This window comes from Caballeronia sp. INML2 (genome assembly GCF_023631365.1).
Lineage (GTDB): Bacteria > Pseudomonadota > Gammaproteobacteria > Burkholderiales > Burkholderiaceae > Caballeronia > Caballeronia turbans.
Genome location: NZ_JALQDH010000071.1, coordinates 65,992 through 79,485, shown reverse-complemented (window position 1 = coordinate 79,485; position 13,494 = coordinate 65,992). Strand labels below are relative to the sequence as shown.

The following is a 13,494-nucleotide window of genomic DNA, read 5'->3' as shown; positions in this document are numbered from 1 at the left end:
ACTGGACCAAATCGGCCGACGACATCCTCGCCAGCGTCAAGCGATTTTGTCTACGAATTTCTAACTCGGGACACTAGGCTGTCATAGACGCGGCCCGTTATATTCACCGTGCTTATCCAGCGCGACGAATTTGCATTCGCGGCGCGCCGCAACGCATGGATCGCCGAGGAGAGTATGCATTTCTCAAAGAGACGATCGAGCCCGCGCCGGTCCTGGATTTCGCCGCACGCAAAGGAACGCGTGAACGAACGATGTTCCCTCTCGACAACCGCCCTTCGCACCATGATCGACGCAGGTCGATGCATCTGGCTCGGCGGAACTTCGGCGAACAGGGGCCTGAACCTCATCTACAGCAAAGCGGATGATTGCTGTTTCGTCGTCGTGCAAGACACGGGCAACCATGCTGTCGTGACGGTTCTACCGCTCTGGATGTGGAACAACGGCACGTTGCTGGAGAGTTCATCGCAGGCGGAAGAAGCGCGAAGGTTGGCGCTCGAACCACAGCCGCCTCGGCGGGACGGAAAGCGAATGAGACGTCAACCGCAACGCCCGGGCGGATTGTTCGGGCGTCGACGATGACGCTCGATCAGTCACAGCCTGCGGATCGGAGTCAGTCATCCTGCTTTCGCTCCCTCTTCTTGCGCACGAGACTCACCTGCCCGTTGCGCTCGAGTATCGCCGAATGCACTTCTTCGAGATCGAGCGTATGAAGTTCCTGTCTCGCGGTCTCGAATACGTCGGTTTTCGTGATAAGTGCGGCCGACATCTGATTTTCGTTGAATCGGCCATCCTTGAAGACTTCTCGTTCCACGCCGACCACGAGCGACTCCAGTCGGGGCGAATGAATGCAAGCCCACGCGAGCGCCCGATGTATGAGCACGATGACGAGCGAAGCAACCAGCGTCGGCGCTGCCGGAGAAGCACCGACAATGACGCGGCTCAACGTGGCGCCGAGAAGGATCCCGACCACATAATCGAAAGGAGAACGCTGGCCGAAGGACCGTCGACCAGAGATTCGAATGAAAACAAGTGCCGCGAAAAAAACGACGACCGTTCTGGCCGCCATTTGCAAGGCATCGAGGTCCCTGCCTTCTCCGAATATCGCTACGAGGATGTTCATCGTGTCCTCCGGTAGAGCGAGCAAGCAAGGCCAGAGGTCTGCCCGGCTTGCCGTGGAGACGGTCTTTGTCAGCGTCAGTCAGCCGGGCCGAGATATCCCGGAAGCCCGCGCGCAGCTTTTGTCTTCGCGAGTTCCACGCCTTTCTCGACGAGCGATGCGTACTCGGCATCGCTTTCGGGCGGCGGCAAACGGCTTCGCAAGAAATCGGACCAGCGGAATTCCGCCAGCGGAACAGTTGTCTTTTCATAGCCGCCCGCGTCGCGCACCGACGCCGACAGACTCCGAAATTCATCGTCCATCAGTTCCCACACATGGTCCCGCAATTCGGCGAACGCGACGCGCCTGCTCTGCGCGTCGTAGGGATACGTCCAGCGATTGTTTTCCATCGTCAGCCAGAAGTCGGCTTTGCTTAATGATGTGAGGTCACCCACCAGAACGACGGGCACGCTCTTTATCGCGGCGCGCCACAGCGCGGTCGCAACGTGATGATGGTCGATGACATACGGTGCGCCGCCGGGACCGAGCACGACAGGAACCGGCTTTTCGGCGATGGCCATTTCCAGATCATGGCCCGACAGCGACTCGTAGACTTTCGTCTTGTCGAGGATTTCCCGAAAACCGTGCGTCACCTGTGTGGGACGCAAGAGGTCGATTCTTACTCTCTTCATTTTTGCCTCCCCGCAATACCCGAAACACGCGAAGCCCAATCGTACGAACGAGAATTCAGGCCTCTGACCACCGGGAGCAGAAACCGTGCCGACGCTTTGGTGTAGTAGGCTAATCGTCCGGAGCCGAAATTCCAACACCCCCGGTAGTTCTGACTGATCCTGTCGAAGCCCTAACTCGGACGCGTACGCAGCAAACATGGAAAACATAATCAACGCAGTGGATTCCGACGAGGCACTGGCGCGCGACATCGGCGCTGTTGCGCGTATCGGCGCCGTCCCTTCGATGCTGAAGATGATCTGCGAAGAGACCGGGATGGGCTTTGCCGCCGTCGCACGCGTGACCGATGCAACCTGGACCGCGTGCGCCGTACTCGACAAAGTAGGATTCGGCCTCAAGCCGGGCGGACAACTGCAACTTCACTCCACGCTTTGCTTCGAATCTCGCGCCGCGCGGCTGGCGATCGTCATCGACGACTTCACGCAGAGCGAGAAGTATCGCGACCACCATACCCCGGCGATTTACGGCCTGAAAAGCTACATCTCCGTCCCGATCGTATTGCCGGGCGGCGAGTACTTCGGCAATCTCTGCGCGATCGACGCGAGCCCGGCGGCCGTCTCGGATCCGAAAATCGTTCGTATGTTCGAGGTCTTCGCCAATCTGATCGGCATGCAGTTGGACAGCGAGCAGAGGCAGCGGTCGACCGAATCGCAATTGCTTCTCGAACGTGAAACGGCCACGTTGCGCGAACAATTCATCGCCGTTCTGGGCCACGACTTGCGCAGCCCGTTGTCGGCCGTCAGTGCGACAGCTGAGCTATTGAGCCGCCGCAAAGCGGAGCCCGACATCGAGGCGATCGGACAGCGGCTGAAGCGCTCGGCTTTGAGAATGGCCAGACTCATCGATGACGTGATGGACTTCGCGCGCGGCCGCATGGGTTCCGGCATGGTCGTCGCACTGGCCGACGAAAGCGACCTTGGCGTTCACCTGCGAGCGGTCGTGGACGAACTGTGCATGACGTATCCGTCGAGAGCGGTCGATTGCTCGATCTCCGTGGAGGGGCCGGCTCGCTGCGACCTCGCTCGCCTTCAGCAGCTCATGTCGAATCTGCTCGCGAATGCGCTGACGCACGGTTCGCCAGATGCGCCCGTGGTCGTGCGCGCTATCGTCGAATCCGGGACACTCGTACTTTCGGTGTCGAACGCTGGCGAGCCGATTCCACCGCAGGTGCTCCAGCGCGTATTCGAACCTTACTGGCGGCCGAAAACCAGCGCACCGGGCGGAGGACTGGGCCTGGGACTGTACATCTGCAAGCAGATCGTCGAGGCACATGGCGGCACGCTGGAAGTGTGCTCGTCGATCGACGACGGTACATGCTTCACCGCGCGTATTCCTTTGTAGGTGAGCAGGCGCTGTTTACCATGCAAGGGGACGCGTTGCGAAAGCGCCTTCGGTGCGCTCGTCGAAATTGTCCTTCTGCACGCCAATCAATCCGATCGTGCGACGCCGGGCTGAATCGACTTCGCGTCCCCGACGATATCGAGATTCCAGTCGCCCTGTTCGTACCAGTCGTCGCCGAGCAGTTCGGCCGGATGCTGCGTGCGGCTCGAACCGTTGCCGCAGCGCAGGGCGTCCGTCGCGCAATAGTGATCGCAACCCCAGCAATTACGCTCGGGATGTTTCGGATTCAGCGGAAAGCGTTTCGACATCGTCTTGATACTCCTTCAATGACGGCCTGCGAGCCGGCGACATCGAGACTAGTACCGAACCCCTTCGCAGCCAATAGGAATGCGACGATCGCTCGCCGCTTCCCTCGAAACACGCCGTTTCGGTTTTCAACATGCCGCCGGCGCGCCTTTCGTCGCGCCCGTGAGCATCAGTGCGATGAGATCGCGCACGCTGCGGATCGCCACGCCGAAAGGCAGCGTCTCGCGTCCACGGAAGAACAGGCCATTGCCGAGATCGCCGCGTGATCGTCTCCGCTAGTCGCGCGCGCCTTGCTTACCGCCCGGCCGGCACACCTGCTTGTCGATCTCGGCGCGCAGCCACTCGCGAAAGAGCGCGACCTGCGGCGCATCGTCCTGGCCGGTCCGCGTGACGAGCCAGTAGGACTGGTGCCCGTCCACCTCGACATCGACGATCGGCACGAGCGTGCCCTGCTGCAACTCGGGCGCGATCATGTGACGATCGGCAATCGTGACGCCGAGGCCGTCGACGGCGGCGCGAATCGCATGATCGAGCAGATCGAACTCGTAGCCGCCGCGCGTATCGACGTTATCGATATTCGCCGCCTTGAGCCAGTGCTGCCAGGTGAGATACCGCTGATCGCTGGCGGCGAGCACGTGCAGCAGCGTGAATTCGTTCAGGTCGATGCCGGATGAATCGCGCTCGCCGAGAAGCGCGGGCGAGCATACGGCGATATGCCGCTCGTTCATCAGCAACTGATTGTCGAGCCCGTCCCACTCGCCATTGCCGAAGCGAATCGCGCAGTCGAGCGCGCCCGATTCGACGAGATCGTCCTTGCGGCGCGTGGTCAGCGAGATTTCGAGGTCCGGCGCGGCCGCGCGCAACGATTGCAGGCGCGGCATCAGCCAGCGGCTCGAAAACGTGGGCGGCGCGTTGATGCGCAGTCGCCTTAAATGCGTTCTTTCCTGAATGCTGCGCACCGTCAGCTCGATGCGGTCGAACGACATTCTGAGCGCCTGCAGCAAGTGCCGCCCCGTCGCCGACAACTCCAGATGATGATGCCGGCGCAACAGCAGCGGCTCGCCGAGTTGCGTTTCGAGCTGGCGCACCTGGCGGCTCACCGCGCTTTGCGTCACATGCAGCATCTCCGCGGCGCGCGTGAAGCTGCCGGTGTGCCCTGCCACTTCAAAGGCCCTCAGCGCGTTCAGGGCCGGCATTTTTCGCTTCAAATCGGTCTCCCTTCCTTGCGTTTGCTGCGTGCATTGAACACGCATCCACGCCGGAATAACGCCGCCATGAAGCGACATTTTACGGATCGAGGCAAATTATGCCGCTTCGGATCAGGCGATCGCGGCAGGCTCCGCCGGCGTCGGGACTTGCCCGACGACCGTTCGCGCGTCGTCCAGAATCATGTCCGCGCCTTTCTCGGCGACCATCATGACCGGCGCATTGAGATTGCCTGACGTGATGTTCGGAAAAATCGACGCATCGACGATCCTCAGCCCCTGCACGCCATGCACGCGCAAGCGCTCGTCGACGACCGCCGTGCGCGCGTCCGGGCCCATCGCGCAGGAACCGCACAGGTGATAGATCGAGCCCGATTGCTCGCGGAAGTACTCCAGCATGTCGGCGTCGCTCTGCACGTCCGGTCCCGGCGAAATCTCTTCCGCGGTGATCGCGCGCAGTGCGGCCGAGCTCATGATCTTGCGCACGAGCTTGCTGCCCTGCACCGCTTCGCGGATGTCCCTCGGCGTCGTCAGCGCGTTGATCCTGATCTTCGCGGCGTCTTCCACGCGGCTGGACGCGATCTCGATCGATCCACGGCTCGTCGGCCGGCACGGGTTGAAGCACAGCAGGAAGCCCGAATACGGTTCGGGTTCGAGCTGCGCCTTGCTGCTCTTCGGAATGCGATACGAGAGCGGATTGAAATAGAGCTGGAGGTTCGGCTGCGCCTCGTCGTCATCGCCCTTGAAGAAGCCGCCCGACTGGTTCACGCTCATCGAAAGCGGCCCCTTGCGCGAGCTCAGATAACGCATGGCGGCCTTGACCTTGCCGAAGAGCGAGCCGAGCTCGTCGTTGAGCGTCTCGACCGTCGCGCGATAGTAGAAGCTCACGCACAAGTGATCCTGCAGATTCCTGCCGACGGCCGGCAATTCATGCACGAGCGCAATGCCGTGCCGCGCGAGCAGCGCGCCGTCGCCGAGACCGGAAAGCTGCATCAGCTTCGGCGAATCGACCGCGCCCGCCGACAGAATCACTTCGCGCTTCGCACGGAATTGCAGCGCTTCGCCGTTGCGCGATGCCATCACGCCCGTGGCACGCTTGCCGTCGAACAGCACGCGGCTCACGCTCACATGGCGCTCCACGCGCAGGTTCTTGCGCCCGAGCACCGGATGCAGATACTCGAAGCTGCTCGACGAACGCTCGCCATTGCGTGCGTTGATGTCGTAGATGGTCGCGCCTTCGTAGTCCTCGCCGTTGATGTCGCCCGTGACGGGAAAACCCGCTTGCCGCGCGCCTTCGAGGAACGTGCCGCAGATGGCATGCGCGCCGTCTTTCATCGACGAAATCCTGATCTTACCGTGCGCGCCGTGATACGGCGTGTCGCCGGCCCAGTGCGATTCGAGGCGGCGGAAATAGGGCAGCACGTCACGGTAGCCCCAGCCCGCGTTGCCCGCGCGCGCCCAGTCGTCGAAATCGTGCGGCTGGCCGCGCACGTAGATCATCGCGTTGATCGAGCCGGAACCGCCCTGCACCTTGCCGCGCGGACAATACAGCGAGCGGTTTTTCAGTTGCGCTTCCGGCTCGCTGTAGTACATCCAGTTGTATTCCGGGTTGTAGTAGGTCTTCGTGAAGCCAACCGGAACCTTGAACCAGAACGAATCGTCCGCGCCGCCCGCTTCGAGCAGCAGCACCGAATGCTCGCCGGACTCGGTGAGGCGATTGGCAAGAATGCAGCCCGCCGATCCGGCGCCCACGATGATGTAATCGAATTCCATGCTCTTCATGCTTTCTGTGCCCTGCGTTCAGCCCTTCGCGGGCGCGAGATCCTTCACGTCGGCGGGCCTGGCCGCCATCTGCAAGTGCAGGCGCTCGCCGGTGTACGGCGTATGCGCCCGCACGACATCCATGTTCAGTTCGACGCCCAAGCCCGGCTCCGTCGACGGAACGATGTAGCCCTCTTCCCAGCGGATCTTCGACTTGAGCACCTCGGCGTGGAAGCCGTCCCATGTGCCGATGCTTTCCTGAATCAGGAAGTTCGGCGAGCACGCGGCGATCTGGATGCTCGCAGCCGCACCGACCGGACCGTTGTAGAGATGCGGCGCGATCTGCGCGTAATGGACCTCGGCGAGGCTCGCGATCTTCTTGGCTTCGAGCAGACCGCCCACCCGCCCGACGTTGAATTGCAGGATCGACGCCGCGCGCGCTTCGAGCAACTTGAAGAACTCGTATTTCGTCGTCAGGCGCTCGCCCGCGGCAATCGGAATACTGGTTTTCGCGGCGACTTGCGCCATCGCGCCTTCCTGCCCCGGCGGAACCGGTTCTTCGAACCACAGCGGATCGAACTTCTCGAGCCGTTGCGCAAGACGAATCGCCGACGACGGCACCATCTGCCCGTGCGTGCCGAACAGCAGATCGGCCTTGCTGCCGACAGCCTCGCGCACCTTGCGGCAGAACGTCTCGCAGCGGTCCATCACTTCGAGCGAAATCTGATGGCCGGAATACGCGGTGTACGGGCCGGCCGGATCGAACTTCACCGCCGTGAAGCCGAGCGCGACGTTATGCGCGGCGCATTCGGCGGCGAGATCGGGATCGTCGTAGTCGTATTCGCCGCGGCTGTTCTTCGGGTATAGATAGGTGTACGAACGCAGGCGCTCGTGCACGCGGCCGCCGAGCAGCTCGTAGACTGGCTTGCCCGCCGCCTTGCCGATGATGTCCCAGCATGCCATTTCGAGGCCGCTGACGACGCCCATCATCGTGAGATCGGGGCGCTGCGTGAAGCCGCTCGAATACGCCTCGCGATAGAAGCGCTCGACATGGTGCGGATCGTGGCCGAGCAGATAGCGTTCGAACACGTCTTCGATGACCGGCGTCATCGCCTTCGGATGGAACGTCGCGGAGTAGATCTCGCCGACGCCCTCGATGCCGCACGCGGTGCGCAGCTTCACGAAAATCCAGTACATGCCGCCGACGTGCGGCGGCGGCACCGCGACAATATGCGTTTCAAGTGCGGCGATTTTCATTGTTGCGCTCCCACTTTGTTCAGTCGATGTTTGAAGACGAGGCCGGCCACGCCGCCCAGCGCGGACATGACCGCGATGTAGCCGAAATAGAGCTGATAGCCATGCGCGCCCGGAAAGTTCTGCGTGAGATAGCCGTTGATGAGCGGCAGCACGGCATCGGGCGAATAGCCGATCATCGAAACGAGGCCGATTGCGAGGCCCATCGTTTCGGCGGGCACCTTGCATTGATCGAGCAGCGACCAGTAGAGGCCGCGAATCGCATACGTCATCACGCCGATGAAAAGCACGATCACCGTGATGAGCACGTGACTGCCGATCGTGGGCGCCGCCATCAGCAGGAGCAGCGCGCCGGCCGCCGCGAACAGCGCGAACACGAGCACGGAGGACTTCGAGGAGCGGTCGCCGAGAAAGCCGCCGCCGATGCCGCCGATCGGGCGCATCCACAACTTGGCCGTCGTGATGAAGCCCGCCGCGACCACCGACAAGCCGATTTCCTTCTCATGCAGATACGCGGAGAAGCTGTACGTCGCCCAGAACACCTGATAGCCGCAGAACACGATGGCCGACAGCAGCCACAATTGCGGATTCTTCAGCAGCACGGCGAGATCGCGGAACACGTTGCGCTTTTCTCGCGCGCCTTGCGCGGGCTGCGCGCCTTGCGGGTCGCGCACGCGGCCGAGCACGACGCCGAGCCCGATGCACAGGAACGCGTACATGTAGACGACGAGCCGGAAGCCCGCGACAGCCGACTCGCCGCGCGTCTGCGTCGTCCAGGCGAAAAGACCGATCGCAAGCGTCGCGAGCAGCGCTTCGATCAGGCCGCGGCCGCCATCGAGAAAGCCGAAGAAGCGGCCTTGCTCGTCGGCGGCGGCGATCATCTGCACGCGCTTGATGATCGCGGCCCAGAACGTGAGACCCGTCGTCAGGCCCCAGCCGCCGAAGATCGCGATCAGCGAGCCGAACGACGGCGCCGTGGAATACCACAGCCCGAGCGCGCCCGTCGCAATCAGCGAAAAGCTGATGAGCACGCGCGGCGCGACGCGATCCGCGAGCCAGCCGCTCGGCAGATAGCAAACGAGGAAGATCGTGCCGAGCGCGGAGTAGAGATAACCCAGTTGCGCTTCGGTGATGTGAAAGACTTCGAGCATCGTCGGCTGATAGACCTGCCGCAGATACAGAATCGGATAGATGGCGCCAGCGGCGATCACGAGCAGCGCGAGCTGGATATAGCGGTCCCATGTTGCTCGCGTCCTCGTGACGGTCGCCGATGCGCTTCGCCATCATCTGCTCGCGCAGCAGGCCGACGAACGCGTCGTGAACGCTCTCGTGCACATAGACGCGCTCGATGGCCGTGCAGAGCTGACCGCTATGCGTGAGCTTCGATGCGACGAGTTCGCGCGCGGCCTTTTGCAGATCGGCGTCCGGCTCGACGATCGCGGGCGTCTTGCCGCCGAGTTCCAGCGAAGGCTTCGCGATGTTCGCCTTGCAGTAGTCGAGCACCTTGCGGCCCGCGTTGACACTGCCCGTCAACGTAATCATGCCGACTTTCGGATGCGTGCAGACGGCTTCGGCCGTTGCGTGATCCATCGCGAGAATATTGACCACGCCCGGAGGCAGCGCCGCGCGCTCCACGGCGCGCGCCAGCTCGAACGCCGACAGCGGCGTGTTGTTGCTCGGACGCACGACGACCGTGTTGCCCGCGATCAGCGCTGGGGCGATCTTGCGCATCAGCGTATAGATCGGGAAATTGAACGGAATCAGGCACGCGACGACGCCGATCGGCTCGCGATGCAGCACGAGATTCTCGTTCGGCGTATCGCTCGGAATGACTTCGCCTTCGATACGGCGCGCCCATTCCGCGTGATAGCGCGTGATCTGCGCGGCGTAGACGGCTTCGTTGGTCGCATCGAGCAGGCTCTTGCCGGACTCTGCCGCGAGCGCCGCGCCGATCCCGGCTGAGGCTTCGACGATGGCGTGGGCGAGACGCTGCATGTGCTCGCCGCGCTCGGCGGCGGGCATCACGCGCCACAGACGCTGCGCGCAGGCGGCCTGTTCGACGGCCAGGAGCGCCTGCTCGCGCGGCGCGTCGTGGACGTGCCCCACCACTTCTTCGGTCGCGGGATTCAGGATGGCGGTGACGTGCTCGCTCACGGGCTCGATGAAACGTCCGTTCACAAAATTGCGTTCTGGCTTCATGTCTGGCGGATTCCTTGGTCGCTCTGCGTCATGCCGCCCGGTTGCCGGCATGTCGGGCAACCGCTGCGACAAGGCAACGCATCTGCGGCGCATTCTTCCGCGCCTCGCGCTGCAACGACAAGCGAAGAATTTTCTGGAAGAACATTCGCAAAACTCACGCTTGCTGTTCGACTAAATCCTTTTGCAGCCGCACTTGCATCGCGCACAATCCGTCGCTCGCGGTCCCGTCCACATCGATGGTTTGGACTTCTTGACGAATAAGTAAAAGACTTGAGACTTTCATGAGAAACAAAGCAATTTCCCTGGCCGCGCTCGCGTGCATCGCAACATCAGCTCATGCTCAAAGCAGCGTCACGCTGTACGGCATCCTCGACGAAGGCTTCGATTACACGAGCAACGTCGGCGGTAATCATGTCTATGAGCTCACGAGCGGTTACGCCGCAGGCAGCCGCTGGGGCATGCGCGGCGTCGAGGAACTCGGCGGCGGCACGAAGGCGGTGTTCCAGCTCGAAAGCGGCGTGAACCTGAGCAATGGCGCGGCGGGGCAAGGCGGACGCATGTTCGGCCGGCAGGCGTACGTGGGCGTGAGCGACGACCGTTTCGGCTCGCTCAAGCTCGGCCGCCAGTACGATTCCGTGGTCGACTATCTCGCGCCGACGACAGCCAACGGCAACTGGGCCGGCTATCTCTTCGCGCATCCGTTCGATAACGACAACACCGACAACTCGTTTCGCGTGAACAACACGGTCAAGTACGCGAGCCCGACGCTCGCGGGCTTGCGCTTCGGCGGCACGTATAGCTTCAGCAACGACGCGAACTTTGCGGCCAACCGGCAGTACAGCGTCGGGGCGTCGTATGCCAGCGGCGGCTTGCTGGTCGGCGCGGCCTATTTGCGCGCCGACGGCACGGGCTCGAATGCGAACGGGGCAATCGCGACGAACGACGCGAGCTTCATCGCCCGGCGCATGCAGATCTTCGGCGCGGGCGTGAACTACACGTTCGGCAATGCGACCGCGGGTTTCGCGTACACGAATTCGAGTTATCGCGATCCGTCGACGAACGGCTATATCGGCTTGCCGCTCGCATCGGCGGGGAACACTTTGAAGAACCTGAAGTATCAGAACTTCGAAGTGAACGGGAAGTATCAGTTCACGCCGGCCTTCTTCGTCGGCGCGCAATACGTGTATTCGATCGAGACCTACGATTCGACCGCGGGCACCGTGAAGCCGCACATCCATTCGGCCGGTCTGATGGCGGATTATTTCCTGTCGAAGCGCACTGACGTTTATCTGCAGGGCGCGTATCAGAAGATCGCCGGCACATCGACCGGTTCCGTCATGGATCAGGCGTTCATTCCGGGCACGCAGGGCTTGTCCTCGAATTCGGAGCAGTTCGTCGCGCGGGTGGCGTTGCGGCACGCGTTCTGACGCTCACGTCGGAGCAACCGCCCGGTGCGTCTCGCGCACCGGGAAATCCTAAGCATTTCCTAAGCTTCCCTCCGCTACGCTTGCGGCTTCTCTGAACGTGAAGACCGCAAGATGAAGCCAGCGCCATCCGTCGAGCGTCGACAAAAGCCATGACTGCCCGGAGACACGCCATGAGGGTATTGCTCGTCGAAGACGACCGCATGATCGGCGAATCCGTGCAGGACGAACTGCGCGAGAGCAGCTACGCCGTCGATTGGGTGCGCGACGGCAAGCTCGCGCTCACGAGCCTCACCACGCACGTCTACGATGCGATCCTGCTCGACCTCGGCCTGCCCGGCGCCGACGGCCTCGACGTGCTGAGCGCCGTGCGACGCGGGGCGCATCACGTGCCGCTCATCATCATCACCGCGCGCGATTCCGTCGAAGCGCGCATTCGCGGCCTCGATGAAGGCGCCGACGACTACCTCATCAAGCCCTTCGACATCGCCGAACTGAAGGCGCGCATGCGCGCCGTGATCCGCCGCCGTGGCGGACAGGCCGCGCCGCTCATGACGAACGGCGTGCTCACGCTAGATCCGGCGACGCGCGAAGCCACGTGCGGCGACATCGCGACGCGCCTCTCGAGCCGCGAATTCGCGCTGCTGCAATCGCTGATGGTCCGCCCCGGCGCGATCCTCTCGCGCGCGGAGCTCGAAGATCGCATCTATGGCTGGAACGAGGAAGTGGAAAGCAACGCGGTCGAGTTTCTGATCCATTCGCTGCGCAAGAAGCTCGGCGCCACCGCGATCAAGAACGTGCGCGGCGTGGGCTGGATGGTTTCGAAGGAATCGTGACGCGTTCGCTTCAGTTCAGGCTGTCGGCCTGGCTGTCGGCGCTGATCGTCGTGATTGCGGCGGCGGGCGGCGTGATCGCCTTCAAGACGGCGCTTCACGAGGCGAACGAGTTGCAGGACGGCCAGTTGAAGCAGATCGCCGCACTCGTCACGCCGCGCACGCTCGCCGTGATGCGGCGCGAAGCGCTCGCCAAGGTCGACGGCGCGGACGCGGAATCGAAGCTCGTGATTCAGACGATCGCCGAGCGCGCGCCGCTCGCGCTCCCACCCGGCCTGCCCGATGGCCTGCAAAACGCGATCGTCGACGGCACGCCGTGGCGTCTTGCCGTCACCACGCTCGACGACGGCACACGCGCCGTGATCGGCCAGCAGACGGCGGGCCGGGACGAGATCGCCCGCAACAGCGCGCTCGCCACCGTGATGCCCTTCGCCGCGCTCGCACTCGTGCTGCTCGTGGCGCTGCATCTGATCGTGCGACGCATGTTCCGGCCGCTCACGGCGCTGTCGGCCGGTCTCGACACGCGCCCCGAGCACGATCTGTCCGCGCTTTCCGGCGACGCGCTGCCGAGCGAGATCGCGCCTTTCGTGGTCGCAATCAACCGGCTGCTCGCGCGCGTTGAAGCGTCGGTGGCGTTGCAGCGCCGCTTCGTCGCCGATGCCGCGCACGAATTGCGTTCGCCGCTGACCGCCTTGTCGTTGCAGGCCGAGCGGCTCGCCGCATCCGAATTGCCGGACACCGCGCGCCAGCGGCTCGATGCGCTCCGGCGCGGTCTCGCGCGCACGCGCTCGCTGCTGCATCAATTGCTGACGCTCGCGCGCCTGCAGCAACGCAACGACGCCGACACGGCGCATCTGCGCGTGCAGGAAGTCTTTCGCAACGTGCTGGAGGATCTGATGCCGCTCGCGGAAGCGAAGGACATCGACATCGGCGTGTCGAGCGTCGATGACGTCCACATCCGCGCGCCGCAAGCCGATCTCACCATCATGGTGAAGAATCTCGTCGATAACGCGATCCGATACACGCCGCCGGGCGGGCGCGTGGACCTCTCGACGGGCTTGGCGAATGCGCGGCCGTGGATTCGCATCGAGGACAGCGGTCCCGGCATCGCGCCGGAGGAACGCGCGCGCGTCTTCGATCCGTTCTATCGCGTGCTCGGCAGCGACGAGGACGGCTCGGGCCTCGGCCTTTCCATCGTCGGCACGATTGCGGCGCGCATGGGCGCGAAGGTCGAACTCGCGGATGCCGCGCCGCGCGGGCTCGTGGTGACGGTCACGATATGAGCGGTTTCGTTCGAGGAATTCTCCGGACACATGCGGCCCGCG

General features: G+C 63.3%; 11 protein-coding genes and 2 pseudogenes. 4 read left to right on the top strand and 9 right to left on the bottom strand.

The window, feature by feature from the left end; all coding sequences use genetic code 11:
* Positions 1–610: 610 nt before the first annotated feature.
* Both NCT32_RS24805 and NCT32_RS24800 read right to left on the bottom strand, forming a co-directional pair.
* Positions 611–1,120 carry a DUF421 domain-containing protein gene (locus NCT32_RS24805; RefSeq protein ID WP_061116187.1) on the bottom strand — a complete coding sequence of 170 codons (510 nt, stop codon included), beginning with the start codon at positions 1,118–1,120 and terminating at the stop codon, positions 611–613.
* A gap of 74 nt (positions 1,121–1,194) precedes the next feature.
* Positions 1,195–1,788: a ParB-like protein gene (locus NCT32_RS24800; protein ID WP_061116186.1), complete on the bottom strand. Its 594-nt coding sequence runs from the start codon at positions 1,786–1,788 to the stop codon at positions 1,195–1,197.
* A 196-nt stretch (positions 1,789–1,984) separates the two neighbouring features.
* Between NCT32_RS24800 and NCT32_RS24795 the strand changes: the two genes are divergently transcribed.
* A complete protein-coding gene (locus NCT32_RS24795) occupies positions 1,985–3,187 on the top strand; it encodes a GAF domain-containing sensor histidine kinase (protein WP_250477774.1) in 1,203 nt (400 codons plus the stop codon).
* Between the two features lie 86 nt (positions 3,188–3,273).
* On the opposite strand, the gene NCT32_RS24790 is transcribed toward NCT32_RS24795, so the two are convergent.
* The 7 genes and pseudogenes from NCT32_RS24790 to NCT32_RS24760 all read right to left on the bottom strand — a co-directional run.
* The gene (locus tag NCT32_RS24790; RefSeq protein WP_061116184.1) at positions 3,274–3,495 is read right to left on the bottom strand and encodes a DUF3079 domain-containing protein; all 222 of its coding nucleotides are present in this window, start codon (positions 3,493–3,495) and stop codon (positions 3,274–3,276) included.
* 126 nt (positions 3,496–3,621) lie between these two features.
* Positions 3,622–3,756, bottom strand: a pseudogene (locus tag NCT32_RS24785) (nitronate monooxygenase); the annotation flags it as partial.
* Positions 3,757–3,768: 12 nt separating this feature from the next.
* A complete protein-coding gene (locus NCT32_RS24780) occupies positions 3,769–4,689 on the bottom strand; it encodes a LysR substrate-binding domain-containing protein (protein ID WP_250477773.1) in 921 nt (306 codons plus the stop codon).
* A 123-nt stretch (positions 4,690–4,812) separates the two neighbouring features.
* Positions 4,813–6,471, bottom strand: coding sequence for a GMC family oxidoreductase (locus tag NCT32_RS24775; protein ID WP_061116503.1), 1,659 nt, complete (start codon positions 6,469–6,471; stop codon positions 4,813–4,815).
* A 27-nt stretch (positions 6,472–6,498) separates the two neighbouring features.
* Positions 6,499–7,716, bottom strand: a complete 1,218-nt coding sequence (locus tag NCT32_RS24770; RefSeq protein WP_061116182.1) for a mandelate racemase/muconate lactonizing enzyme family protein — start codon at positions 7,714–7,716, stop codon at positions 6,499–6,501.
* Positions 7,713–8,942, bottom strand: coding sequence for an MFS transporter (locus tag NCT32_RS24765; RefSeq protein ID WP_250490609.1), 1,230 nt, complete (start codon positions 8,940–8,942; stop codon positions 7,713–7,715). Before NCT32_RS24765 ends, NCT32_RS24770 begins: the two co-directional genes overlap by 4 nt.
* A gap of 1 nt (position 8,943) precedes the next feature.
* Positions 8,944–9,912 (bottom strand): annotated as a pseudogene (locus NCT32_RS24760) (aldehyde dehydrogenase family protein); the annotation flags it as partial.
* 281 nt (positions 9,913–10,193) lie between these two features.
* Between NCT32_RS24760 and NCT32_RS24755 the strand changes: the two are divergent.
* From NCT32_RS24755 to NCT32_RS24745, 3 genes are all read left to right on the top strand, one after another.
* A complete protein-coding gene (locus NCT32_RS24755) occupies positions 10,194–11,339 on the top strand; it encodes a porin (RefSeq protein ID WP_061116179.1) in 1,146 nt (381 codons plus the stop codon).
* 170 nt (positions 11,340–11,509) lie between these two features.
* Positions 11,510–12,172: a response regulator transcription factor gene (locus NCT32_RS24750; RefSeq protein WP_061116178.1), complete on the top strand. Its 663-nt coding sequence runs from the start codon at positions 11,510–11,512 to the stop codon at positions 12,170–12,172.
* Entirely contained in the window at positions 12,169–13,452 is a 1,284-nt protein-coding gene (locus NCT32_RS24745; protein ID WP_086960691.1) for an ATP-binding protein, read from the top strand. The genes NCT32_RS24750 and NCT32_RS24745 overlap by 4 nt, the downstream gene beginning before the upstream one ends.
* Positions 13,453–13,494: the final 42 nt, after the last annotated feature.